Origin of the sequence: Brachybacterium hainanense (assembly GCF_042434575.1) — a bacterium.
Taxonomy (GTDB): domain Bacteria; phylum Actinomycetota; class Actinomycetes; order Actinomycetales; family Dermabacteraceae; genus Brachybacterium; species Brachybacterium hainanense.
This window is the reverse complement of record NZ_JBHLSV010000033.1, coordinates 1-25,232: the sequence shown is the minus strand read 5'-3', so window position 1 is coordinate 25,232 and position 25,232 is coordinate 1. Positions and strand designations below refer to the sequence as shown.

19 protein-coding genes and 1 tRNA gene are annotated in these 25,232 nt (G+C 72.2%); 15 read left to right on the top strand and 5 right to left on the bottom strand.

What is annotated here, in order from left to right; all coding sequences use genetic code 11:
* Positions 1-14: 14 nt before the first annotated feature.
* Positions 15-2,087: a S9 family peptidase gene (locus tag ACFFF6_RS18410; protein ID WP_376982969.1), complete on the bottom strand. Its 2,073-nt coding sequence runs from the start codon at positions 2,085-2,087 to the stop codon at positions 15-17.
* 187 nt (positions 2,088-2,274) lie between these two features.
* Here ACFFF6_RS18410 and ACFFF6_RS18405 point away from each other — a divergent pair, with 187 nt between their 5' ends.
* The 4 genes from ACFFF6_RS18405 to nikE are packed head-to-tail and all read left to right on the top strand — an operon-like array spanning position 2,275 to position 7,341.
* The gene (locus ACFFF6_RS18405) at positions 2,275-3,912 is read left to right on the top strand and encodes an ABC transporter substrate-binding protein (RefSeq protein ID WP_376982968.1); all 1,638 of its coding nucleotides are present in this window, start codon (positions 2,275-2,277) and stop codon (positions 3,910-3,912) included.
* Positions 3,909-4,886: an ABC transporter permease gene (locus ACFFF6_RS18400; RefSeq protein WP_376982967.1), complete on the top strand. Its 978-nt coding sequence runs from the start codon at positions 3,909-3,911 to the stop codon at positions 4,884-4,886. Before ACFFF6_RS18405 ends, ACFFF6_RS18400 begins: the two co-directional genes overlap by 4 nt.
* Entirely contained in the window at positions 4,883-5,692 is an 810-nt protein-coding gene (locus ACFFF6_RS18395; RefSeq protein WP_376982966.1) for an ABC transporter permease, read from the top strand. Before ACFFF6_RS18400 ends, ACFFF6_RS18395 begins: the two co-directional genes overlap by 4 nt.
* Positions 5,689-7,341 carry a nickel ABC transporter ATP-binding protein NikE gene (gene nikE / locus ACFFF6_RS18390; protein WP_376982965.1) on the top strand — a complete coding sequence of 551 codons (1,653 nt, stop codon included), beginning with the start codon at positions 5,689-5,691 and terminating at the stop codon, positions 7,339-7,341. Before ACFFF6_RS18395 ends, nikE begins: the two co-directional genes overlap by 4 nt.
* Positions 7,342-7,415: 74 nt before the next feature.
* Here nikE and ACFFF6_RS18385 read toward each other — a convergent pair whose 3' ends face one another.
* Positions 7,416-8,084 (bottom strand): uridine kinase family protein, encoded by a 669-nt coding sequence (locus ACFFF6_RS18385; protein ID WP_376982964.1) that lies wholly within the window; start codon positions 8,082-8,084, stop codon positions 7,416-7,418.
* Between the two features lie 324 nt (positions 8,085-8,408).
* On the opposite strand from ACFFF6_RS18385, the gene rpsF reads away from it, so the two are divergent.
* From rpsF to rplI, 4 genes are all read left to right on the top strand, one after another.
* Positions 8,409-8,699: a 30S ribosomal protein S6 gene (gene rpsF / locus ACFFF6_RS18380; protein ID WP_376982963.1), complete on the top strand. Its 291-nt coding sequence runs from the start codon at positions 8,409-8,411 to the stop codon at positions 8,697-8,699.
* Positions 8,700-8,782: 83 nt separating this feature from the next.
* Entirely contained in the window at positions 8,783-9,361 is a 579-nt protein-coding gene (locus ACFFF6_RS18375; protein WP_376982962.1) for a single-stranded DNA-binding protein, read from the top strand.
* 100 nt (positions 9,362-9,461) lie between these two features.
* A complete protein-coding gene (gene rpsR / locus ACFFF6_RS18370) occupies positions 9,462-9,698 on the top strand; it encodes a 30S ribosomal protein S18 (RefSeq protein WP_038374512.1) in 237 nt (78 codons plus the stop codon).
* 17 nt (positions 9,699-9,715) lie between these two features.
* On the top strand, positions 9,716-10,183 hold the full coding sequence (gene rplI, locus ACFFF6_RS18365; protein WP_376982961.1) for a 50S ribosomal protein L9: 468 nt from the start codon (positions 9,716-9,718) through the stop codon (positions 10,181-10,183).
* Positions 10,184-10,387: 204 nt separating this feature from the next.
* Here rplI and ACFFF6_RS18360 read toward each other — a convergent pair whose 3' ends face one another.
* Both ACFFF6_RS18360 and ACFFF6_RS18355 read right to left on the bottom strand, forming a co-directional pair.
* Positions 10,388-11,707 carry an MFS transporter gene (locus tag ACFFF6_RS18360; RefSeq protein ID WP_376982960.1) on the bottom strand — a complete coding sequence of 440 codons (1,320 nt, stop codon included), beginning with the start codon at positions 11,705-11,707 and terminating at the stop codon, positions 10,388-10,390.
* A complete protein-coding gene (locus tag ACFFF6_RS18355; RefSeq protein ID WP_376982959.1) occupies positions 11,704-12,144 on the bottom strand; it encodes a MarR family winged helix-turn-helix transcriptional regulator in 441 nt (146 codons plus the stop codon). Before ACFFF6_RS18355 ends, ACFFF6_RS18360 begins: the two co-directional genes overlap by 4 nt.
* 82 nt (positions 12,145-12,226) lie before the next feature.
* Here ACFFF6_RS18355 and ACFFF6_RS18350 point away from each other — a divergent pair, with 82 nt between their 5' ends.
* Both ACFFF6_RS18350 and ACFFF6_RS18345 read left to right on the top strand, forming a co-directional pair.
* Positions 12,227-13,726: an amino acid permease gene (locus ACFFF6_RS18350; RefSeq protein ID WP_376982958.1), complete on the top strand. Its 1,500-nt coding sequence runs from the start codon at positions 12,227-12,229 to the stop codon at positions 13,724-13,726.
* Between the two features lie 101 nt (positions 13,727-13,827).
* Positions 13,828-13,911: transfer RNA gene (locus tag ACFFF6_RS18345), tRNA-Leu, on the top strand.
* 84 nt (positions 13,912-13,995) lie between these two features.
* Here the strand turns inward: ACFFF6_RS18345 and ACFFF6_RS18340 are convergent.
* Positions 13,996-14,475 carry a heme-degrading domain-containing protein gene (locus ACFFF6_RS18340; protein ID WP_376982957.1) on the bottom strand — a complete coding sequence of 160 codons (480 nt, stop codon included), beginning with the start codon at positions 14,473-14,475 and terminating at the stop codon, positions 13,996-13,998.
* Positions 14,476-14,630: 155 nt separating this feature from the next.
* On the opposite strand from ACFFF6_RS18340, the gene ACFFF6_RS18335 reads away from it, so the two are divergent.
* The 5 genes from ACFFF6_RS18335 to ACFFF6_RS18315 all read left to right on the top strand — a co-directional run.
* The gene (locus ACFFF6_RS18335; protein ID WP_376982956.1) at positions 14,631-17,297 is read left to right on the top strand and encodes a PEP/pyruvate-binding domain-containing protein; all 2,667 of its coding nucleotides are present in this window, start codon (positions 14,631-14,633) and stop codon (positions 17,295-17,297) included.
* Positions 17,298-17,487: 190 nt separating this feature from the next.
* Positions 17,488-18,816 carry a mechanosensitive ion channel gene (locus ACFFF6_RS18330; RefSeq protein ID WP_376982955.1) on the top strand — a complete coding sequence of 443 codons (1,329 nt, stop codon included), beginning with the start codon at positions 17,488-17,490 and terminating at the stop codon, positions 18,814-18,816.
* Between the two features lie 187 nt (positions 18,817-19,003).
* The gene (locus tag ACFFF6_RS18325; RefSeq protein ID WP_376982954.1) at positions 19,004-19,753 is read left to right on the top strand and encodes a hypothetical protein; all 750 of its coding nucleotides are present in this window, start codon (positions 19,004-19,006) and stop codon (positions 19,751-19,753) included.
* A 149-nt stretch (positions 19,754-19,902) separates the two neighbouring features.
* Entirely contained in the window at positions 19,903-20,574 is a 672-nt protein-coding gene (locus tag ACFFF6_RS18320; RefSeq protein WP_376982953.1) for an alpha/beta hydrolase, read from the top strand.
* 993 nt (positions 20,575-21,567) lie between these two features.
* The coding region (locus ACFFF6_RS18315) for a choice-of-anchor G family protein (protein ID WP_376982952.1) at positions 21,568-25,232 on the top strand (3,665 nt) is incomplete at its 3' end.

Here is a 25,232-nt window from a genome sequence, read left to right as displayed (position 1 = left end):
GCCTCGCGCAGGGATCAGCCCAGCTGCCGCTTCCACCAGTCCAGGACCGCGTCGAAGCGCTCGACGCGGTGGCGGGGCTGGCCGGAGCGGGTCAGCTCGTGGTCCTCTCCGGGGAAGATGAGCATCTCGGACTCCACGCCCGCCCGCTGCAGGGCGGAGTAGTAGCGGGTGCCCTGTTCGAGGGGGCAGCGCAGGTCCTGCTCCGAGTGGATCACGAGGGTGGGTGTGCGGACCGCGGGCGCCGCCGCGAAGGCGCTCTGCCGGTGGATGTCCTCCGCGCTGGTGCCGATGTACTGGTCGCCGAAGGACGTGCCGATGTCGCTCGTCCCCTGGAAGCTCAGCGGGTCCAGGAAGCCCCGCTCGACGATCGCCCCGGAGAAGCGGTGGTCGTGGCCGATGATCCACGCCGTGAGATAGCCGCCGTAGGAGCCGCCCATGATGCCCAGGCGCTCCCCGTCCAGCCGTGCGTCGCGGGCCAGAGCGGCCTCGAGCAGGTCCAGCACGTCCTCGGCGTCGACCGTCCCGAATCCGCCCTTGACCGCCCGGCCGTGCGCGCGCCCGTAGCCGGCCGAGCCGCGCGGGTTCCCGTAGACGACCGCGTACCCGGCCTCCACGAGTGTCTGCACCTCGTCGAAGAGGGCGACCGTGTACGCGGCGTGGGGGCCGCCGTGGATCAGCAGGATCAGCGGGATCGACGCAGGGTCGACGGGCTGCGGCGGCAGGGCGAGCCAGCCGTGCACGGGATATCCGCTGCGGCCGATGATCTCCAGCTCCTCCGGCAGGACGGGCGGTGCGAGCTCCCGCAGCGCCTCGCCCGCATCGACCAGCACGCGGGCCGGGCCTCCTGCCGCATCGGCCGCCAGCAGCACCCCGGTGCTGTCCGGGGTCGCGGCGGCGGCGAGGATGATCTCGCGCTCGCCGACGCGTACCGCATCGGCCCCCTCGATCACGACGTTCCCGCCGAGCACGAGCTCGGTGCGGCCGTCCGGGCGCACGCGCGTGAGGTGCTCACGGCCCCGGGAGAGGGTGCGCAGCAGCAGATCCTCGCCGAGGACGACGAGCTCGGACCCACCCGGGCCCACGAGCAGCGATTCCGGTGCGGTCAGGCGGCGGGGGGCTCTCCCGCCGTCCGGGGGCGCGAGCCAGATGCCCTGGTCGGCCGCCACGTCGTCGCGGCCGTCGATCGGCTCCGAGGCCAGCAGCGCGAGCTCGCCGGAGGGCAGAGATGCGAGGCCTCGGACGGCGAGGCCCGCCTCCCGTGGCACCACGACCCGCACCCGGGCGGGGGAGCCCTCCTCGCCGCGCAGGTCCGCGGCCGTGATCGCCTCCGATCCGGCCGCGGGCGCCGTGATCGCGACGACCTCGCGGCGCTGGTCACCGGCGGCCGCGGCGTGTTCGGCGCGGACGGCGAGCACCTCGGTGCCGTCCGCGGAGAAGACGAGGGCGGAGTGATCGGCGGCGGCATCGGTCAGCTGGGCGAGCGCGATCGGCGGGTTGGGGGCGAGCTCGTGCGTCGGATGCGGGGCCAGCGGCGGCAGCGGCTCCTCCTGCGGATCCGCCGCCCGGACCACGAACACCTGCGCAGGCCGGTCCAGGGTGTAGCCGACGCCGTTGGCGTGCCAGCGCGGCCCGGTGATGCGGCGCGGAGACTCGGCGGCGGCGCCGAGCCCCTCGACGGAGCCGTAGCGGCCGCGCTCGGGCACCCGCGCCAGGACGGCGATCCGGCTGCCGTCCGGGGACCATGCGAAGGACGCGACGCCCAGGGGCAGGTCGGTCAGCACGATGGGTTCGCCGCCGCGGGCGTCGATCACCTGCAGCTGTCGGCGACCCTGCGCATCGGGTCGCAGGAAGGCGAGACGCGCTCCGTCCGGGGAGAAGGCGGGGGCGGCATCGGCGAGGCCGCGGGTGAGCCGCCGCGGCGGGGCGGCGGCGGTGGCGTCGGCCCGCAGCTCGATCCGCCAGAGCTGGCCCACGGTGCGGTTCGCGCGCAGGTCGGGGCGGGAGGCGGCGTAGACCGCGGCGCTCCCGTCCGGAGAGATCGTCGGGCGGGAGAAGGAGGTCAGATGCGTGATGTCGCCGGGGAGCATGCGGCGAGGCTACCAACGCGGGCCTGCCGATCGTGCCGTCCCGCGTCATCCATGTCACGCCGTATGACAGAGAACTTGTCCTTGGCGGCCCCATAAGAGGTACTAGGGTTTGTTCCGGTTCCGGCCGTGCTCCCCGGTCGATGCCTGGAACCATTCACAGCCCCACGAGCCGCCCCGAAGGACGACCATGGCCCCCGCGTCTGCCGCGCCCCGCATCCCCCGCCGCACCGTCACGACCGCCGCCGCGCTCGGCGTCCTCGCGCTGCCCGCCCTCGCCGCATGCGGCTCCGCCGGCGGCGCCTCCGGCGCGGCCGCGGACACCTCCCTGCTGAAGGTCGCCTTCCCCTCCGACAGCGAGAACTACGACCCCCACCAGCCGCCCTACACCGTCTCCCGCGCCGTCGCCCGGCAGATCGCCGACACCCTCGTGGACCAGGACCCCGAGACCGGGGAGATCCTCCCGTGGCTCGCCGAGAGCTGGGAGGCCAACGAGGACTCCTCGCAGTTCACCTTCCACCTGCGCGAGGGCGTGACCTTCTCCGACGGCACCGAGTTCACCGCCACGAGCGTGAAGAACAACTTCGACCGCATCATCGACCTGGGGGCGCTGGCCTACATCGGCGCGAGCCATCTGCGCGGATACACCGGCACGGAGGTCGTCGATCCCCGCACGGCCGTGGTCTCCTTCGACGGCCCCAACGCCCAGTTCCTGCAGGCTGCGACCACCCAGACCCTCTCGATGCTCGCCGATGCGACCCTCGCCCTGACCCCTGAGGAGGTCGCGAGCGGGAAGGTCATCGGCTCCGGCGCCTACCTGCTCGAGAGCTACACCCCCGGCAAGACGATCACCCTCACCCGGCGCGAGGACTACGCCTGGGGGTCCGGCGCCTACACCAACCAGGGCGCCGCCGCCTTCGAGAAGATCGAGATCTCCTTCATCCCCGATGCGACCACGCTCGCGGGTGCCGTGTCCTCGGGCCAGGTCGACTTCGCGTTCCTGCTGGACACCTCCACCCTCGCCTCCATCGAGGGGACGACCCTCCAGGTCGAGAAGCGGGCCACGCGCGGCATCTCCTTCCCGCTGGTGCCCTTCCTCTATCGCGAGATCTTCCAGGACGAGGCCGTGCGCCGGGCCATCAACCCCGCCACCGACCGCGCCGAGATCGCCGAGCGCATCTACCAGGGCCAGGTCGAGCCCGCGACCGGTCTGCTGACCGCCGCGACCCCCGGCTCCGCTGACCTCTCCGAGTTCCTGGCCTACGACCTCGACGCCGCCACGACGATCCTCGAGGAGGGAGGCTGGACGGTCGGGGCCGACGGCATCCGCGTCAACGCCGCCGGGCAGCGCCTGAGCGTCGCCATCCAGTACGTCGGCGGGAACACCCTGTACGAGCAGCTCTTCCAGCTCCTGCAGACCCAGTGGAAGAAGGCCGGCATCGAGTTCGTGCTCGAGCCCGTCACCGAGGCGCAGTCCTCCGAGCACGGCCTCTACGACGCCCCCTACGATCTGTCCACCTGGACCCAGGGCCGCGCCGATCCCGACGTCCTGCGCGTCGTGTACAGCTCCTTCTACGAGAACCAGTCCTTCTTCTTCTCGACCCCGCTGCCGGAGATCGACGAGGCCCTGCTCGCGCTGCAGTCCACGACCGACCCGGAGGAGCGGGCCGCCGCCTCGGAGACGGCGCAGCGGCTGCTGCTCGAGGGCGGCTACTCCTTCCCGCTGATCGACGCGATCTCCGTGAGCGCCGCCTCCGCGACGCTCGGCCCGATCGTGCTGGACGCCGAGAACAAGCCCGCCTTCGCGGACCTCGCGCCCGCCTCATGAACGGCCGTCTGCTCACCGGGTACGTCCTGCGCCGCCTGGGCCAGGCGCTCGTCGTGCTGTGGGGCGCCATCACGCTGTCCTTCCTCATCGTCCAGCTCACCCCCGGAGACCCTGCACGGCTCATGGTCATGGGCGGGGAGGGCGGCGACGCGGGGGCCGCGAACGAGGAGCAGCTCGCCCAGGTCCGCGCCGACATGGGCCTGGACCAGCCGGTGATCCTCCAGTACCTCGGCTACCTGGGCCGCGTGGTGACCTTCGACTGGGGCACCGCCTACTCCCAGCAGCGCCAGAGCGTGACCGACGTGATCGGCCAGGGCATCGGCTCCACCCTCGAGCTCGGTGCGGTCAGCCTGCTGCTCATGACCGCGCTCGGGATCGTCTTCGCCCTCGGCTCGGTGCTGCTGCCCACCGCGTGGCTGCGCTCCGCCTTCCAGGGCGTGACCGTGATCGGCATCGCCGTGCCCTCCTTCGTCCTGGCGATCGCGCTGCTGCAGATCTTCTCCTTCCAGCTGGGCTGGTTCCCCGCCTTCGGGGCCGATGGCCTGCGCTCGGTGCTGCTGCCCTCGATCACGATCGCGCTGCTGGGCGCGGGGACCCTCAGCCAGGTCTTCGCCCGCTCGATCCGCGAGGTCTCCGCCGAGGGGTATGTCGAGGTCGCCCGCGCCCGCGGTCTGTCTCCCGCGCAGGTCGTGCTGCGCCACGTGCTGCGCAACGCGAGCCTGCCGGTGTACACGATCGTCGGCATGCTGGTGGGCGGCATCGTCTCCGGCGCCGCGATCATCGAGACGATCTTCGGCCGCCCCGGGATCGGCAACCTCTATGTCGAGGCCGTGAGCGCTCGCGACTTCCCGCTGATCCAGGCGCTCATCGTCCTCACCGGCGGCATCTACGTCCTGGTCACGCTGATCGTGGACCTGTCCTACCCGCTGATCGACCCGCGCGTCGTCTCCCCGGCCGCGAGGAGGACCCGATGAGCCTGCGCTCCCTGCTTCTCCGGCCCGGCATGGCGGCGTCGGTGCTGTTCCTCGTGCTCCTGCTGGGCTGGATCCTCCTGCCCGGGCTGTTCGCGACCCACGACCCGCTCGAGGCCGTGGGCGCCTCCCTCGCCCCGCCCGGCGCCGAGTTCTGGTTCGGCACCGACTTGAACGGCCGCGACGTCTACTCCCGTGTCGTGTTCGGCACCCGCACCTCCCTGCTCGCCGGCCTCGTCGCGGTCGCGATCTCCCTCAGCGCCGGCGGTCTGCTGGGCATGCTCGCCGGCTACCTGGGCGGGGCGGTCGACGCGATCATCTCCCGCGCCGTCGAGGTGATCGTGTCCATCCCCGGGCTGCTGCTGTCGCTCGCGATCATCTCCGCGCTCGGCTTCGGGGTGGACAAGGTCGCGATCGCCGTCGGCATCGCCGGGATCCCCGGCATGGTCCGCATCGCCCGCGCGGAGACCCTGCGGATCGTGGGCCTGCCCTACATGGACGCCTCGATCACGAGCGGGACCGGCCGGATCCGCGGGATCCTCACCCACGTCGTGCCGAACGCCTCCGGCGCGATCGCCGTGGTCGCCGGGATCGACCTGGGCGGCGCGATCCTGTCCGTCGCGGCCCTCAGCTTCCTGGGCTTCGGCGCCGTGCCCCCGCATCCCGAATGGGGATCGCAGATCAACGAGGGCCGCATGTACATCGCGACCGCCTGGTGGTGGACCGCGTTCCCGGCGCTCGTCGCCGGCCTGACCGTGCTCGCCGTGAACCGCCTCAGCCGCGGGATCGGCACGAAGGAGACCCGATGACCGCCCCGACCCTGCTCGAGGTCACGGACCTGCGCATCTCCTACCGGAGCTCGCGCCGCCGCGGATCCGCCCCTCCCGCCGTCCCGGGCGTGTCCTTCACGCTGCGCGCCGGGGAGTCCCTCGCCCTGGTCGGCGAATCCGGCTCCGGGAAGTCCAGCATCGCCCGCGCGGTGCTGGGCCTGCTGGGCTCCCGCGCCGAGGTCTCCGGGGCCGTCCGCCTCGACGGCACCGAGCTGCTCTCCCTGCCCGATGCACGCGCCCGCCGCATCCGCGGCCGCGACATCGCCTACGTCCCCCAGGACCCCGGCGGCTCCCTCGACCCGCTGCGCCGCGTGATCGACCAGGTGATCGAGCCCCTGCGGCATCATCGGATCGGCGACCCCGGAAGCCACCGCGAGCGCGCCCTGCAGGCCCTCGCGGAGGCGGGCCTGGACGAGGCGGAGCGTCTGGCGGACCGATGGCCGCACGAGCTGTCCGGCGGGCAGCGCCAGCGCGTCCTCATCGCCGCCGCGATCGTGTCCGAACCCGCGCTGATCATCGCCGACGAGCCCACCAGCGCGCTCGACGTCACCGTGCAGCGGCGCATCCTGGACCGCCTCCAGGAGCTGACCTCCTCCCACGGCACGGCCCTGCTGCTGATCACCCACGACCTCGCGGTCGCCGCGGACCGCACCGACCGCACCATCGCCCTGCGCCGCGGCGAGATCGTCGACGAGGGCGAGAGCCGCGGCCTGCTCACCGCTCCCGAGCATCCGTACACGCGCGCCCTCGTCGAGGCGATCCCCGGCCGCTCGCGCACCCTCGCGGCGATCGCTCCGCCCGAGCCTGCCGACGACCGGGCGCCCCTGCTCGAGGCCCGGGGCGTCGCACGGACCTACGGCACCCGCCGCGACCCCGTGCACGCGCTGCGACCCACCGACCTCGTGGTCCGCCCCGGCGACAGCATCGGGATCGCCGGTGAGTCCGGCTCCGGGAAGACCACCCTCGCCCGGATCCTGCTGGGTCTGGTCGCGCCCGACGCCGCGCCCGGCGCGTCCGAGGCCGATGATGCCGCCGGGACCGTGCGCATCGGCGGGGAGCCGCTGCGCACGGGACGCCGGGGGCGCGCCCAGCGCCGCATCGTCCAGCCCGTCTTCCAGAACCCGCACTCCTCCTTCGATCCCGCCCGCACCGTCGGCTGGTCCGTGCTCGAGCCCGTCCGCGCCCTCGCCCGCGTGCCGCGCGCCGGACGGTCCGCGCTGGTCGCGCGGCTCTTCGAGGACGTGGGCCTGGACCCGGCGCTCGCCGCCCGGAAGCCCGATGAGCTCTCGGGCGGGCAGCTGCAGCGGGTCGCGATCGCCCGCGCCCTGAGCATCGGCCCGCAGGTGCTCGTGTGCGACGAGGCGGTCTCCGCCCTCGATGTGACCGTGCAGGCGCAGATCCTCGCGCTGCTGTCGCGCCTGCAGCGCGAGAAGGGCCTCGCGCTCGTGTTCATCACCCACGACCTCGCCGTCCTGCGCGAGCTGTGCCGGGACGTGCTGGTCATGCGCCGCGGCGAGGTCGTCGAGTCCGGACGCACCGCGGAGGTCTTCGACGCGCCGCAGCACCCCTACACGCGCGAGCTCATCGCGGCGATCCCGGGTGCGGAGGCCGAGCTCGTCGAGGTGTGAGCGCGGGGACCTGCGGCGGGTCACCTCGGGTCGGTTCCGGCCCTCCTGCGCTCCGCGAGGTGGTCCGGGAGCGCTCACGGGGCGCGATCTGCGGCGAGGACCATTCCGTCGGGGGCCGGCTCCGGCGGCGTCCCGCAGATGACGAGGTCTGCCCGCTCCCACGGCCTGTCGGCGGCGAGATGCGCGGCCTCGGCCGCGCCCCACTCGTCCCAGAACGCGATCGTCTCCTGCTCGTCGCCGTCGACGCCGGAGGCGAGGTCCCGGGCGATGCCGCGGGTGCGGGCCTCCTGGGCATCGGACTGCACCCAGCACAGCAGGTCCAGGAGGTCGGCGCAGCTGCGGTCACCCGATCCGACCCCCTCGATGACCAGCAGCTCGACATCGGCCGGGATCTCGATCGCTCCTTCCCGGCCGCGGCGACCCCACTGCGGCGGAGCGAAGGAGATCGCCTCGCCGGCACGGAACGGGTCCAGGATGCCCTTGCGCAGCAGATGCGCCCAGCCGAACAGCGGCTCGTGCCAGGCAAGGTCGTCGGTGTGCACGAGCGCCGTCCGCGGTCCGCAGTCAGCGGCGAGGCGGGCGGCCAGGGTCGTCTTGCCGGAGGCGCTGCGCCCGTCGACCGCGATCGCGGTCCGGGTCCGTCCGGGTCGAGACCTCCGCCCACACTCGGCCGCTTCCAGGATCTTCCCGAGCGGGAACGGCCTCCAGGGGCCGAGCGGCGGTTCCGGTGGGACGGGCTTCATCGTCGTCGACCTCCTGGTCGCGCTGCGGTGCGGTGGGGTCTGCGGCGCGGTCGCGCAGGTGGCCGGAGCTTACGGGATCCGCGGCGGCCCCGGGGGCTCCGTGCGGCCCGGAGCCCGGGTGCTCCTGCGGGTCGCGCACGGGGTGGCGCGGGGGTCCTGTGATCCCCCGCGCACGATCCGGACGGGCCCTGTCGGAGGTCGGGGCGGACGGGTAGGCTTGCACGGTCCGCGCCGGGCATCGCCGATGCCCGTCCGGATGGCATGAACCCTCCTGCCACGGAAAGACCGTGGCCGCACAAGACCACAGGAGGTGGGTACTCGAACATGCGCACGTATGAAATGGTCGTGATCCTCGACCCGTCCGTCGACGAGCGGACCGTCAGCGGGACCTTCGAGAAGCTTGTCCAGGTCGTCCCGACCGAGGGCGGCACCATCGACAACGTCGACGTCTGGGGCAAGCGGAAGTTCGCCTACGAGATCGACAAGAAGACCGAGGGCATCTACATCGTCCTCAGCTTCACCTCGACCCCCGCCACCGCGCAGGAGCTGGATCGTCAGCTGGGCCTGAACGAGTCCGTGCTGCGCACCAAGCTGATGCGCGTCGACGCCGCGTGACGTCATCCGCGCCCGCCCTCGGCTGAGGGCAGACGCAGTCCACGCAGATCCGCACCACCCGCACCCGGAGCACAGGAGCATCCATGGCCGGAGACACCGTCATCACCGTGATCGGCAACATCACCGCTGACCCCGAGCTGCGTTTCACGCAGTCGGGCATGGCGGTCGCCAACTTCACGGTCGCGTCCACCCCCCGCACGTTCGACCGTCAGGCCAACGAGTGGAAGGACGGCGAGGCTCTGTTCCTGCGCTGCTCGATCTGGCGCGACGCGGCCGAGAACGTCGCGGAGTCCCTCGAGAAGGGCTCCCGCGTGATCGTCCAGGGTCGTCTCAAGCAGCGTTCCTACCAGGACCGCGAGGGCAACCAGCGCACCTCCATCGAGCTCGATGTCGAGGAGGTCGGTCCCTCGCTGCGCTACGCGACGGCGAAGCCGAACAAGGTGCAGCGCGGCGGCGGTGGCGGCTTCGGCGGCCAGCGCGGCGGCGCACCCCAGGGCGGCGGCTACGGCGCGCCCCAGGGCCAGGGCGGCGGGTACGGCGCTCCGCAGCAGGGAGGCCAGGGCGGCTACGGCGGCCAGGCCCCCCAGCAGGGCGGCGCTCCCGCGCAGGATCCGTGGGCGGGCGGCGGCAACCAGGGCGGGTACGACGACCCGCCGTTCTGATCGGCTCGCGCTGATCGGGGCTCTCTGAGCGCCGCCCACAACCAAGAATCATTCCATCCCGGGTGCATGCCCGGGCTCCAGACAGAAGAGGAGCACCACGATGGCGAAGCCTGTTCTTCGTAAGCCGAAGAAGAAGCAGAACCCGCTGAAGGCAGCGGGCGTCGAGACCGTCGACTACAAGGACGCAGCCCTGCTGCGCAAGTTCATCTCCGACCGCGGCAAGATCCGCGCACGTCGCGTCACCGGCGTGTCCGTGCAGGAGCAGCGCAAGATCGCGAAGGCCGTGAAGAACGCCCGCGAGATCGCCCTGCTGCCCTACTCGACCTCCGGTCGCTGAGCGAGGAAGGGAAGCACATGACCAGCAAGCTCATCCTCACGCATGAGGTCACCGGCCTCGGCACCGCGGGCGATGTCGTCGAGGTCAAGGACGGCTACGCGCGCAACTTCCTCCTGCCCCGCGGTCTCGCGACCCCGTGGACGAACGGCGGCCAGCGTCAGCTGGACCAGATCCGCTCGGCCCGCGGCAAGCGTGCGATCGCCTCCCTCGAGGACGCGCAGGCTCTGCGTGACGTGCTGCAGTCCAAGCCCGTCGTCGTCTCCGAGCGCGCCGGCCAGGGCGGCCGCCTCTTCGGCGCCGTCACCTCCAAGGAGGTCGCCGAGGGCATCTCGACGCTGCACGGCAAGGAGATCGACCGTCGCGCGGTCGAGTTCCTCGCGCCGATCAAGTCGCTGGGCGAGCACAAGGCGACCGTGCGTCTGCACGAGGACGTCGTCGCGAACCTGCTGATCCAGGTCGTCGCCGCCAAGGGCGCGACCGCCTGATCACCCCGCCCCGGGCTCCGTACCCGGTCGCGACCGGAAGCGCCCCGCACCAGATGGTGCGGGGCGCTTCCGCATGTGCGGGGGGCGAGGTGGGACCGGCCGGCCTCCGCCGCGGCGCACAGGAGGGAGCGTCCACCACTGGCGGACCTTCCCTCACCTTCCGCCGTCCTGCGGGAGAGGGCCTCCGGCCGGAGCGACTTCGGGTCAGACCTCGTCGCCGGCGGTGATGGCCTCGGCCTCCGCCTGGGCGTCGAGATGGTGCGATGCGCCCTGCCCGGCCACGGCGGCGAGGTGGCGGCGGCCCGCCACGAGCATGATGATCGCGATGACGATGGTCAGCGCTCCCAGCTCGTACGGCGCGGCGGCGCCGAAGGCCGCGGCCAGGGGTCCGGCCACGGCAGGGGCGATCGCGCCGCCGAGGAAGCGCACGCCGGAGTAGGCGGAGCTCGCCACGCCGCGCGGCAGGTCCGTCGCCTCCATGACCGTCTCGGTGAGCGCGGTGTTCAGCACGCCCAGCAGCAGCCCGCCCACGACGATCGCGGCGATCATGCCGATCATCGAGGTGTGCAGCAGGGCGAGGGCGAGCAGGACCAGGGCCAGCAGCCCGAGCGTGACCACGAGGGTCGGGATGAGGCCGAAGCGGCGCGTCAGCAGCGGGGCGACCAGCACGGACGTGATCGCCAGGGCGAGGCCCCAGCCGAAGAACACGGCGCCGATCCCCATGGCTCCGAACTCACGGCCCTGCGCGGCGGCGGCCGCTTCGAGGGGGAAGGGCGAGTAGGCCAGCAGCGTGAAGAAGCCGAAGTTGTAGAACACCGCGGTCAGCGCGAGGGTGCGCAGCGCCGGGTTCGCGAGGGCCTTCAGCGAGGCGAGCGGCGACACGTGCGCGGGGCGCTCCTCGGTCCGCAGCAGGGCCATGATCGCGAGGAAGCCGATGCCCATGAGCACGGCCGTGCCGGCGAAGGGCGCGCGCCAGGAGGCGGATCCCAGCAGCCCGCCCAGCAGCGGCCCGACCGCCATGCCCAGGCCCAGCGCCGCCTCGTACAGGATGATCGCGCCGGCGCTGGGGCCGGAGGTCGCGCCGACGATCGCGGCCAGCGCGGTGGAGATGAACAGGGCGTTGCCGAGGCCCCAGCCGGCGCGCAGGCCGATGATCTGGCCGACGGACCCGGAGGCCGCGCACAGGGCGGCGAACACGACCACGAGCGCGAGGCCGATCAGCAGGGTCCGCTTCACGCCGAGGCGCGAGGAGGCCCAGCTGGTGAAGAACATGGCGATCGCGGTGATGAACAGGTAGCTGGTGAACAGGAGCATCGCCTGGGTCGGCGAGGCGTCGAGCTCGGAGGAGATGGCGGGCAGGATCGGATCCACGAGGCCGATGCCCATGAAGGACACGGTCGCGGCGAAGGCGATCGCCCAGACGGCGCGGGGCTGGTGGAAGGCGTCGGCGAGGAGGCCGCCCTGCCGCTCGGGCGCCGGGGTCGCTCCGGTGCTGGTGGGGGAGTGCGAGGTGGAGGTGCTCATGCGCGAGGTGAGGTTCCTTCTGAGGTGTCGATGATGCGGCGGAGGATCCCGGCGGCCTCCTCGAGGGTGGTGCGGTCCTCCTCGGGGATGTCGGCGAGCAGCTCGGCGACGGAGGCGGTGAGGCTCTCGCGCCAGGCGGTGAGCCGGGTGAGCCCGTACGGCGTCAGGTCCACGAGGGAGGAGCGGGCGTCCTGCGGGTCCCGTCGCCGGGAGACGATGCCCTCCGCCTCGAGCCGCTGGATGGCGGTGGTGGCGGTGGGGCGGGAGACCTGCTCGTGGGCCGCGATCTCCGAGAGCCGCATCTCCCCGCGCCGCTGCAGCGTCGAGGTGATCCGCCAGGGGACGGAGGCGACGCCGACATCGGCCCGGCGGGTGGACAGCCGGGTGAACTGGCTGCAGGCCAGGACGAGGGCGAGGGCGGGATCCGGGGTGGTCACGTCACCCCAGTGTAATTAGGTTCCCTAACTAGTGCAAGAGGAACGTCCGGCGTCGCGGCCGCGGGCCCCTAGGATCGGTCAGATGAGCACCACCCCTGCACCACCGCCCGCATCGTCGCCCGCGGAGGCACCCGGCGGAGCCCTCGCTCGCTCCCTCAGCCACGGCCAGATGGCCATGATCGCGATGGGATCGGCGCTCGGCACCGGCCTGTTCCTCGGCTCCGGGGCCGCGATCGGCATGTCCGGGCCCGCCGTCATCCTCTGCTTCGCCCTGGGCTCCGCGATCGCTGCGACGATCGCGCTCTCCATGGGTGAGATGTCCTCCCGATACCCGGTCCGAGGCGGCTTCGGCACCCTCGCCGCCCGCTTCCTCTCCCCGTACTGGGGGTACCTGACCCGGTGGCTGTACTGGTTCGTGACCATCTGCGTGACCGGTGCGGAGCTCGTCGCCTGCGCCACCTATCTGCGGTACTGGGCCTCCGGGGTCCCGCTGTGGGCCGGGATCCTGCTGTTCGCCGCGATCATCCTCGCCATCAACCTCACCAGCGTCGGCTCCTTCGGCGTCGTCGAGTTCTGGCTCTCGAGCATCAAGGTCGTCGCCGTGCTCGTGTTCATCCTCATCGGCATCTTCCTCGTGGTCGTCGGACTGCCCTCCTCTCCTGCCCCGGGCCTGACGAACCTCACGGCCGACGGCGGCTTCCTGCCCTTCGGCATCGGCTCCGTCTGGATCGCGATGAGCGTGGTCATGTTCAGCTTCGGCGGCATCGAGCTGCTGTCGATCACCGCCGCGGAGGCGAAGGACCCGGGTGCGGCGATCCGCACCGCCGCCCGCACCACGATCATCCGCCTCGCCTTCTTCTACGTCCTCGCCGTCGGCGTGGTCGTCGCCCTGCTGCCCTGGCGCGAGGCCTCCGGACAGGGGGAGGAGGTCACCGCGAGCCCCTTCGTGCTCGTCTTCGACCGGATCGGCATTCCCGGCGCGGCGTCCCTGACCAACGTCATCGTGCTCATCGCGGCGCTGTCGGCGGCGAACGCGAACCTTTACGCCGGCAGCCGCATGCTGCACTCCCTGTCCGCCGATGCGATGGCTCCCGCCTTCCTCAGCCGTCTGTCCCGCCGGCACGTGCCCGTGCGCGGGATCGCCGTGAGCTCGGCCGGGATCGTCCTCGCCGCGGCGCTCGCCTTCACCGGGGTCGGCGGTGTCTTCGGCTACATGATGGCCCTCGTCGTGTTCTCGGTGCTGCTGGTCTGGGCGCTGATCCTGGTCAGCTACCTGTTCTACCGGCGCACCCGGGACGGGCGCGAGACCTTCCGCCTGCCCGGCGGCGCGGCCACGGCCGCGGCGGGGCTGATCGGCGTGCTCGGCGTCTTCAGCACCATCGTGGTCGTCCGCGACCTCCAGCTCGCCGCGCTCGTGGGCGTGCCCGCCGTCGCGATCGCCACGGCGCTCTACCTCCTGGTGGTGCGCCATCGCATCGATCCCCGCCGGACCGATGCCGCCTTCGCGGAGGCTGAGGCGGCGGAGGCCGGGACGGCCGGGCGCGCGACGGGCCAGGAGGCCGGCACGACGCCCACGACGTGATGGTGGTTACCTTCGCTCCGTCCCGTTTGGGGGTCGGTCCACCAGCGGGTATGATGAAGGAACCTTCGGCTTTGGTGTGTGAAGCCCGGCGCCGAAGACACGCGCGAGTGGCGGAATAGGCAGACGCGCACGGTTCAGGTCCGTGTGCCCGAAAGGGCGTGGGGGTTCAACTCCCCCCTCGCGCACGTGAACGCAGGGCCCCGGTGAGAGATCACCGGGGCCCTGCGCGTTCCCCGAGGAGCGTCGGGGCCCCGGCTCCGTCCGGTCGCTCAGACCTCTCCGGCGCGCTGCGCGGCCAGCAGGCTCCCGAGCGCCTCGACCACGAGCGCATGGTCCTCCGTCTGTGCGAGCCCGGACACCGCCACCGTGCCGATGATCCCCGCCCCGCGCACCGCGATCGGGAACGCCCCGCCATGCGCGGCGAACTCCGCCGCCGGCAGCCCCGTCGCCTGCTCGAAGGTGGTGCCGCGGTCACGGTACTTCTGTCCCATGAACAGGGAGGACCGGCCGAAGCGGCGCACCGTCGCGCACTTCCGGGCGATCCAGGCAGCATTGTCCGGGACGGTGCCCGGTCGTGCATGCGCGAACAGCTGCCGCTCCCCGCGACGGATGTCCACCAGGATCGGCAGCTCCCGCTCCCGCGCGAGGGACACCAGGAGGCTGCCCAGCCACCAGGCGTCGTCCTCGGTGAAGCGGTCCAGGATCAGCGACTCCTCCTGGGCGAGGAGCTCTGCGAGAGAGAGCGTCATGCCCGGCAGTCTCGCCCCCGAGGCTCCTGGGATCAAGACGATCCCGGGAATGATCCGCCTCTGTCGGAGGGAGGACGCCAGGAGTAGCATCGGCCCCCGTCACGGCCCGCCGGCCGCGACGGATCGCAGTCGATGCACAGCCGAAGAAGGCCGACATGTCCCAGGCAGCTCCGTCCCCCACCCCTCACCCGTCCCCGCTCCTGCGGTCGTTCCACGAGGTCAGCCGCGCGGATATCGCGGAGGTGGGCGGCAAGGCCGCGAACCTCGGCGAACTCGCCCGTGCGGGCTTCCCGGTGCCGCCCGGCCTCGTCCTGACCACCGAGGCGTACCGGATCTTCGTGCGCGAGAGCGGCATCGGCACGCGTCTGCAGGAGCTCGCCTCCGCCGCGGATCCGGAGGATCCGGAGGCGACGGGCCGAACGGCCGAGGCGATCGCCGCATTGTTCGCCGGGGCGCAGATCCCCGAGGAGGTGCGCGAGCAGGTCCTCGCCGCCTCCGCGCAGCTGGGCTCGCCGGCGCTCGCCGTGCGCTCCTCCGCGACCGCCGAGGACCTCGAGGACGCGAGCTTCGCGGGACAGCAGGAGACGTTCCTGCACGTCGAGGGCGAGGAGGCGCTGCTGGCCGCTGTCCGGGACTGCTGGGCCTCGCTCTGGTCGGCGCGGGCCCTCGCCTATCGTGCCCAGCGCGGGATCGGACCGGAGGAGGTGGCGCTCGCCGTCGTCGTCCAGGAGATGGCCCGGGCCGACGCGGCGGGCGTGATGTTCACCGCGAGCCCGACCACCGGGCGCCGGGACGAGACCGTCATCTCCGCCGCCTGGGGGCTCGGCGAGGCGGTGGTCTCCGGCCTCGTGGACACCGACGACCTCGTCGTCGACCTGAGCCGCGGCCTCGTGACCAGCCGCAGCACCGCGGAGAAGGGACTCGAGGTGGTGCCGGCCGTGCGCGGCACCGAGGTCTGGGAGATCCACGGTCCGCGCCGCCGGGCGGAGGTGCTCAGCGATGCCCAGGCCCTCGACCTCGCCGCCTGGGGCGCCCGCATCACCGCGCACTACGGTGCCCCGCAGGACATCGAATGGGCCCTGGTCGGCACCGGATTCGTGATCACCCAGGCGCGCCCCGTCGTGGCCCTCCCGCCCGAGGCCGGCCCCGCCCCGCACGACTGGAGCGTTCCCCGCCCCCGCAGCCTCTACTTCCGCGGAAGCATCGTCGAGCAGATGCCGGACCCGCTGACCCCCCTGTTCGCGGATCTCACCGACGCCCATGTCGTCGACGCGATGATCGAGACCGTCTCCGACGCCTCCGGCCGCGACGACGTGTTCCGCCGCGAGGGGGTGCACTTCCCGACCATCAACGGCTACGCCTACTACGGCTACGACCGGACGGCCCTGGCCATGCTCACGCTGCGCACGACGAAGTTCGTGCCGCGCCTGGTGACCTCCGGGATCGGCGGACCCGTGTACTGGGCGGAGACGGCCCTGCCCCGCTACCGCGCCGTCGTCGCCGAGGAGTCGGCGCGCGACCTCGCCGGGACCGATGCCCGGCTCCTGCTCGAGAGCGCCGAGCGGCTGGTGCATGCGGGCTTCGCCTACTACACCGCGGTCCAGACGGTGATCCCCCCGGTGGTGATCGCGGAGACCTCCTTCACCGCCCTGTGCCGCCGCGTCCGCCGCGACGGCGATCCCCGCCCGGAGGTGCTCCTGCTGGGCTTCGACAGCGAGCCGATCCGCGCCGAGACCTCGCTGTTCGACCTCGCGGCCCGGGCCCGGGAGCACCCGGCGCTCGCCGAAGCCCTCGCCGCCTCGGACCAGCCGGTCCGCGAACGGCCCGCGGACGTCGACCCCGCCGCCTGGCAGGAGTGGCTGGACGGCTTCGACCGGCACCTGGCCACCTACGGCCACGCGACCTACACGCTCGACATCGCCCAGCCCGTCGCGGCGGACACGCCCGCGCTGCTGTGGGACGTGCTGCGCATGTACCTGCGCGGCGAGGGCACGGATCCGCGCCGCCGCCGCGCCGCTGCGGAGCAGGAGCGGGTGGCCGCGGAGGCGCGGATCATCGGGCACGTCCCGACGCCGCTGCGGTCCGTGTTCACGCGGCTCCTGCGCCGCGCTCAGCATCTCGCCCCCATCCGGGAGGATGCGCTCGCCGGGGTGGGGCTCGGCTGGCCGGCTGCGCGTCGTGCCCTGCTCGAGCTGGGACGACGGCTCGTCGCGACCGGCGCGATCGCGGAGGCGGCCGATGTGTTCTGGCTGCGCCGCGCCGAGCTCGAGGACCTGGCGGGGTCCCTCGACGCGGGAACGGCGCTGCTGCCCTCGCGGACAGGACTCGTGGAGCAGCGGCGCGTGCTCTGGCGCGGGCAGCGTCTGACGACGCCGCCGCAGCTGCTGCCGCAGCGCTCCGCCCTGCGGTTCGTCGACCGGTGGATGCCGAGCGTGGGGGAGCAGACCGCGGCCGATGGCAGCCTGCGCGGGATCGGCGGCAGCGGCGGCGTGGTCACCGCGCGGGTCCGCGTCCTCGCGGGGCCGGAGGAGTTCCGGGAGTTCCGTCGCGGGGAGATCCTCGTCGCCGCGATCACGACCCCGGCCTGGACGCCGCTGTTCGCGATGGCCGCGGGCGTGGTCACCGACGTGGGCGGTCCGCTCAGCCACAGCTCGATCGTCGCCCGCGAGTACGGCGTGCCGGCGGTGCTCGGAACCGGCAGCGCGACTCGTACGCTGCGCACCGGCCAGCTGGTCACGGTCGACGGCGGCGCGGGGACAGTGCGGCCCGTGGAGGACGACGGATCGGCGACGGGCGAGGACGGTGAGGGCGCGCCGGCGTGAGGCCCCGTGCTTGCCAGTCTCCCGATGTCGTCATGTCTGCGCAGGTCAGAGGTTCTTCATCAAGAACTTACCGGTTGGTAGTAGCCATGTGACCTGCCTCTCATTACGCTGAGGGAGCCCTTTCCGGGCTGTCGGGCCCCCGAGGGCCCCGACGGCCCCGCACTCCCGAACTGCTGAGGAGAACACCGCCATGGACACCTTGACCTCCTTCGACTGGGTGGGACTGGGATTCAGACTCCTGGCCGCCGTCGTCATCCTGATCATCACCGCCGTCCTCGCCTCGGTCGTGAGGACGGCTGTGGCCAAGCTCGCCGGAAAGGTGAAGGCGCTGCATCGGCCGGGCGTCGACGGCGCCTCCCTCGGCCGGTCCATCGGTTCGATCGCGTCCCTGCTCGTGTGGCTGCTGGGTCTGATCGTCGTGCTGGGGATCTTCCAGCTCGACGGCGTGCTGAGCCCGGTCACCGCGATGCTCGGCACGGTCCTGACCTACCTGCCCAGCGTGATCGGCGCCGGCGTCGTCTTCGTGATCGGCCTCATGATCGCGAAGATCGTCCGCTCCCTCATCGTGACCGGGCTCGGGGCCGTGGACCTCCGCGCCCTGCTGGGCCGGGCCTCGGCAGGAGCCCAGAAGGTCACCGGGTCCGAGGGCACGCCCTTCGCCCCGAACCCCGACGCTCCCTGGGAGCAGACGATCCCGCAATCCGGCCCGGGCCAGACCGCTCCCGCGCAGGCCGCTCCCGCCCAGGACGGCCCGAAGCTGCCCGAGATCCTCGGCAACGTCGCCTTCGGCCTGATCATGATCGTCGTCGCGATCGCATCCCTGCAGATCCTCGGGATCGAGAGCATCTCCCGCCCCGCGGAGCTGATGCTCACCACCCTGCTCGCCGCGATCCCGAACATCGTCGCGGCCCTCATCCTGCTGGGCATCGGCGTGCTGATCGCCCGCTTCGTCACCGACCTGCTGAAGCAGGTCCTCCAGGGTGCGGGCCTGGACGTGAACCTCCGCAAGCTCGACCTCCTGCCCGCGGAGAAGTCCGCCCTCCCGACCATCACCCGGATCGTGGAGATCGCGATCGTCCTGTTCTTCGCCGTGATGGCGGCACAGGTGCTGGGCTTCCCGCAGATCACGGCCCTGCTCAGCCGGATCCTCGAGCTGGGCGGCTCCATCGTGTTCGGCGCGGCGATCATCGCGGCAGGCTTCTTCATCGCCACGATCCTCGCGAAGCTGCTGTCCGGGCAGGCCGCGGTCATCGTCAAGTGGGTGACGATCGTGCTGTTCGTCGCGATCGGCCTCAAGAGCATGGGCGTGGCCGACTCGATCATCGAGATGGCCTTCGGCGCGCTCGTCATCGGCGCGGCCGCCGCCGCGGTCCTCGCCTTCGGCCTGGGCGGGCGCGACGCCGCGGCCCGCATCCTGTCCCGCGTCGAGCGCTCCGTCCCCGCGGACGGATCGCAGCCGGGTCACCGGTCCTCGGGGCCGGAGGCGCCGGTCCGTCCCGGCGACCCCTCCGACATCTGATCCTCGGCCCGGGCCCCGGCATCGACCTCTGATGCCGGGGCCCGGTCACGTCTGCGCATCGGACGGACAGTGAGGCACGCCGCGGGGCAGGAGACAATCCGGTATCGAAACCCGCCGATCCCGCGGGTCCGGACCGCCCTCCTCCTATGCTGGGGATGCGGTCCATCCCGTCCCGAAAGGCCCGACCATGTCTCAGATCCCTCCGCCGCCCGGCGATCCCTACGGCGGCGCGCCCGGACAGGGCAGCCCCGCGCCCCAGTACTCGCCGGACCCCTCGCAGGGCTACGGCCAGCCCGCGGCCGGGCAGGTCCCGCCGCAGGAGAAGAAGCGCTGGCCCCTCTTCGTGGGCATCGGCTGCGGCTGCGCGCTGATCGCGGCGATCATCGTCGTCGTCATCATCGTCGCCTTCTCGATGCGCGGCGGCGGGACGGACGATCCGACGACCGCTCCCCCCACGGAGACCACCGAGGTCGAGACCACCGAGCCGGAGACGACGGAGCCGGAGACCACCGAGCCCGAGACCACCGAGCCGGAGACCACGGCCCCGGAGACGACCGCTCCGGAGACCACCGCCCCGGCGGGCGAGATCACCGAGGAGGACAAGACCGCCGCGAGCCAGCGGTTCCTGGACTTCTTCGGAGCCTTCGTCGGCGGCGACTACGAGGGCGCCTGCTCCTACGTCGCGGACCCGACCACCGGGGAGCCCATGACCGGGGCCATGCTCGCGGGCTGCGCCGCGGGCCTCGAGTCCTCGACCGAGGGCCAGGACATGTCTTCGTACGAGGGGATCATCTCGCTCCTGACCGTCGCGGACATCGGCGCAACCGACAACGGCGACGGGACCCTCGCGATGGACATCTACGGCTCCCCGATGGGCATGAACATGATCAAGGCCTCCGACGGCCAGTGGTACCTCGACCTGAACTCTGTCGAGTGATCCGAGGCTGAGCATCCTGACCCCGTTCATCGGGGTCCGGGTCAGGACGGGCGGGCGCGCAGGCGCCCGCCCGTCCTGCTGTCCGCCCGCCGGTGCCCCTGCCCGCCGCATCGACCATCGTCCCGTCCCCTTCCCGGAAGAAGGTTCTCATGACGCTCCCCGCAGATCCCTCGGCGCCGCCGATCCGCCTCGTCTCCGCGCAGATCGACGAGAGCGCCGTGGTGCGTTCGCATCCGACGGGCAGCGAGCTCCCCCTCGTGCTCCTCCTGCACGGCCTGGGCAGCCACGAACGCGATCTCACGGGCTTCGTGCCGCACCTGCCGAACCGCTTCCAGTACGCGTCCCTGCGCGGCATCCATGCCTGGGTCCAGGGCTACGCCTGGCTCGAGGCGCAGATCGACCCCGCCGCCCCAGAGGCTCTCGAGAGGTCCGCCGCGGCGGTCGAGGCATGGATCGCGGGCCGTGCCGCGGAGGGTGTGCGCACTCGTGGAGCGATCGGCTTCTCCCAGGGCGGCATGCTCGCGCTGCAGCTGCTGCGCCGTCGCCCCGAGGCGCTCGACTGGATCGTGCAGCTGTCCGGAGCCCCGTTCCCCGCGCCGATGCCGGGAGACGCCGCGCTGGCCGCTCGGAGGCCGCCCGCCCTCTGGGGCCACGGCGGCCTGGACCCTCTGTTCGATGCGGCGCGCGAGCAGGAGGTCCGGACGTTCATGACGGCGCACACGGACCTCGTGGAGGAGCGCAGCCCGTACCTCGGCCATGGCGTCGACGAGCAGGTCCTCGCCGCCGTCCGCCGCTTCCTGGACGCGGCCCCGGAGCGCTGAGGGGCAGGGCCGCACGGGGCGGCAATGGAGGTATGCGCGGGGGTGAATGCGGGGGGAAATACGGGTGGATGAAGGGTCCCGGCTGTGATCGGTAATACGACGGATCGACTCGTCGAGGAAGTGTCCTGGGTCACGGTCGGCTGACGTCTGGGGTCGGCCCGCCGTCGATCGCATCCCCTGCTGTTTTCTGTTCGCGGTGAGGTTCCTGGCGGCGGTCGCGCGTCGCCGCCGATCTCCACCCTCCCCGGCTGGATCCGCGGGGCCGGACGGGCGGCGGCGCCTCCGACCGGCTCTGCTGAGGGTGCGGAGGGGTCCGCTGCGGAGGGCGAGGGGATCGCCGAGATTCGACACGTCATGTCCGGAGACATCACGGAAAATATCCAGTCGGGAATCCGGCAGGATGGAATGCCCTGCCTGCGCGGCGGCCCATGGCTCATCGGGAGAATATGAAGAATACCGGTGAGTAGGTTCGAGCTCCTATGACGATGGACGGGTATCGAGAGATATGCGGAGTCGCGCCGAGAGGAGGGCTCCGGGAGTGGAGGGGGTGACGGGAGGGCCTCGTCGGAGCGGGCCTCGTCGTCGACGCGCCGTTCGGGAGGGCCGGCGTCCCCGCGCGTCGTCGTCGTCAACGTCGCAGGTCATAAGGGTGTGTCTGCGGCGCCTGTCGAGCACGGGAGGTCACGCTCCCCTCGTGGCTCCGGGGTCGGGGAACGGTGCGTGCAGGTGGGGCGGCACCCTCGAGACGTTTCTGGACGCGTGCAGATAAACCCCCTATGGGCCCTGGGGACAGGTGTACCCAGGGCCCATAGGACTATTTCTGGACGGCCGTCCGCGTAGTTCACGAATCGATCCGAGAACCTGAGAAGGGGTGGACGCGTGATGAGGGACTCATGTTAGATGTCTGAGGGAAGGCTGAATCGACACCCCTGCGGGTGACGGGCTGCTGGACGCAGGAAGCCTTCCGACGTCCCTACCCTCTGGAGGAAAGACATGCCGTACTCAGACACGGCGGCGGGGGCTCAGCCGGCCCGCGGTCGTCACCGTCCGGGCTGGCGCCCACGGTTCTACTCGGCGCTGGCGGCGGGCACGGTCTGCGCCATCGTCGGCGCCGGAGCCAGCTCGGCCTCCGCGCTCGGCCTGGACACATATCCGGACGAGCCGACGGAGGCCGAGGCCAGCGTCCTGGGGTTGGAGGCAGGAGGCACCGACGCGATCGCACTCGCACAGTCGGCCGCCGGATCCGCCACCAACCCCGGCCCTAACCGTGAGGCATTCAGCGGCTCTGTGGGCGGGTCCGAGATCGTGGACCTCGGTGCAGGCTACCAAATCCCGCTTGACCAGCTCGTCGACTTCGGTCAGGTCGGCGCGGTCGAGAGCGAGTCCACCGCCACCGATGGTCGAAACGGCGAGGCCATCACCGGTCTCGTCGGCGCCGACGGCGGGCTCACCCTGGACGGGACGGACGGGGACTTCGGCACCGCCAGCATCGATCTGCTCTCCGTGACCGATGCCGCCGGCGTCGACACCATCACCGACGAGATGATCGACCAGGCGGACCTGACCTTCGGTTTCGTCGGCGCGAACGTCGAGGCCCAGGACGGCGAGTTCCTCGATCCCGACGGTGTGGGCGGCGTGGGCCAGTACCGCGTCGGCGAGGTCAAGCTCAACCTGCACTCGCCCGCCATCGAGACGGCCGGCGACGGCGTGAGCGACGCGGCCGGGCAGATCGAGGGCACCGTCGAGGACACCGTCAACGACGCGCTCTCGGCCGGCTCGCTGCTCCCCGGGATGACCGTCGAGACCGAGGTGACCAGCACCATCCAGCAGGACGTCGTCGACGGCATCATGCTCTCGCCGATCACGACCGACGATGGTCTCGCCACGCTGAACCTGGGCGACGGCACCCTCGAGGTGGACCTCGGCCGCATCGGAGGAAACGACGACGGCGTCATCCCGGACCGCCCGGTCGGGCTCAACAACCAGAACCCCAACACCGAGCTCATCGACTCCGACACGTACCCCTTCGTCGCGAGCAGCGTCCACGACGTGATCGAGGAGGTCATCGACCTCTCCGTGGGCACCGCGATCCAGTCCCTGGACAGCGTCAGCATCCACACGAAGGTGACCGCTCCCGACGGGACCGTCGCCGAATGGGACATGGACCTCTCCGGCGAGGTCACCGGCTACAGCTGCACCCCGGCCGGGATCACCGGTGCCGTCACCTGCGGCACGATCGACGCGGCCGTCGGCACGATGGGCGTGGTCATGGCCCCGGTCAACGAGGCGCTCTCGGATCCGAACGGGATCCTGTACGAGGCGTTCACGACCATCAAGACCGACATGATCACCGTCCCGGTGCGCGCAGCGGTCGACCCCTTCCTCGAGCTGATCGCGGACAACCTGTTCTCCGTGCAGATCAACCATCAGGTCGAGCAGCAGTGCACCGACGGCAGCGGGGCCGAGGGCCTCACCGCCGTCGAGGTGTCCGCGCTGAGCTTCGGCGTGCTCGACGGCACGGCGCGGCTCGGATTCGGCAACGCGGGCGTCCGCATCGACGCCTGCGCGACCGCGGTCGAGCCCGGCGTGACCGCGGAGTCGCCGGTCCCCGCGGGCGGGCAGATCGACGTCACCTCCGACGGCTGGCAGCCCGGCTCCGAGGTGAGCCTGCAGCTCACCGATCCCGAGGGGAACCCCGTGGGCGAGCCGGTGACCGTCACGACCGATGACACCGGCGCGATCCCCGCCGGGACCGTGGTCCCGGTCCCCGAGGACGTCACCCCCGGTGATCACACGGTCGTCGTCTCCGACGCGGACGGGAACACCGGCCAGGCCACGGTGACCCTGTACGCCCCGACCCTCGAGGTCCCCGGGCAGGCCCCGGCCGGCACCGATGTCCCGGTCACCTCCGGCGGCTGGGTCCCCGGCAGCGAGGTCACCCTGCAGCTGACCGATCCTGAGGGCAATCCGGTCGGCGACCCGATCACGGTCACCGCCGATCCCGACGGGAGCGTTCCCGCGGGCACCGTGATCCCGGTCCCGGCGGATGCGACGGTCGGCCCCGACTACGCGGTCGTGGCCACCGACCCGACGGGCGCGGAGCTCACCTCCGCGCTCGAGGTGATCGACGCGGATGCGACCGCACCGACGGTCGAGGCATCCTCGCCGATCCCGGCCGGCGGGGAGACCGAGGTGACCTCGGGTGGCTGGACCCCCGGCGCCGAGGTGACCCTGCAGCTCACCGATCCCTCGGGTGCACCCGTGGGCGATCCGGTGACCGTCACGGCCGACGGCAACGGCGACCTGCCCGCGGGCACGGTGCTCCCGATCCCGGCGGATGCTCCGGCGGGCGACTACACCGTGACCGCCTCGGATCCCGACGGCAGCACGGGCGAGGGAAGCGTCTCGGTGTATGCCCCGGCTCTCGAGGCTCCGGCGCAGGCTCCGGCGGGTTCGGATGTGCCGGTGACGTCGACGGGATGGCTGCCGGAGTCCGAGGTGACTCTGCAGCTGACCGATCCTTCGGGTGCTCCGCTGGGTGATCCGGTGGTCGTGACGACTGATGCTGAGGGCGCGCTGCCTGAGGGCACTGTCGTCCCGGTTCCGGCTGATGCTCCGGTGGCCCCGGGCTACACGGTGGCGGGCACCGATGCGAACGGCGCGAACGCTTCCGCACCCCTCGAGGTGCTCGATGCGGACGCGACGGTCCCCACCGTCGAGGCGTCCTCGCCGATCCCCGCCGGCGGGGAGACCGAGGTGACCTCGGGCGGCTGGAACCCCGGCGCCGAGGTGACCCTGCAGCTGACCGATGCCGACGGCAACCCCGTCGGCGATCCGGTCACGGCGACCGCGGACGAGAACGGCGATCTGCCCGCAGGCACCGTCCTCTCGGTCCCGGCCGATGCCGCGGCCGGCGACTACACCCTCACCGCGACCGACCCCGACGGTGCGAGCGGCGAGACGACCGTGGCGGTCTACGCCCCGGCCATCCAGTCGCCGGCGCAGGCTCCGGCGGGTTCGGATGTCCCGGTGACGTCGACGGGCTGGCTGCCGGAGTCCGAGGTGACGCTGCAGCTGACCGATCCCTCCGGCGCCCCGCTCGGTGACCCGGTCGTCGTGACGACCGACGCCGACGGCGCTGTGCCCGCGGGCACCGTGGTGGCGGTTCCGGCTGATGCTCCGGTGGCCCCGGGCTACACGGTGGCGGGCACCGATGCGAACGGCGCGAACGCCTCCGCACCCCTCGAGGTGCTGGATGCGGATGCGGTCGTCCCCACCATCACCGCGACCTCCCCGGTCCGCGCCGGTGAGGACACCACGGTGACCTCCGGCGGGTGGGAGCCCGGCACCGAGGTGACCCTCCAGCTGACCGACGCCTCCGGTGCTCCCGTGGGCGATCCGGTGGTCGTGACGGCTGACGACAACGGCGACCTGCCTGCCGGGACCGTCCTCACCGTCCCGGCGGATACGCCGGCGGGCACCGACTACGCCGTGGTCGGCACCGACGCGAACGGGACCTCGGTCTCCGCTCCGCTCGAGGTCGTCGACGCCGACGCCGTCCTGCCGACGGTCGAGGTCTCCTCGCCGGTTCCGGCTGGTGGTGAGGCCGGTGTGGTCTCCGGCGGGTGGGAGCCCGGCAGCGAGGTCACCCTGCAGCT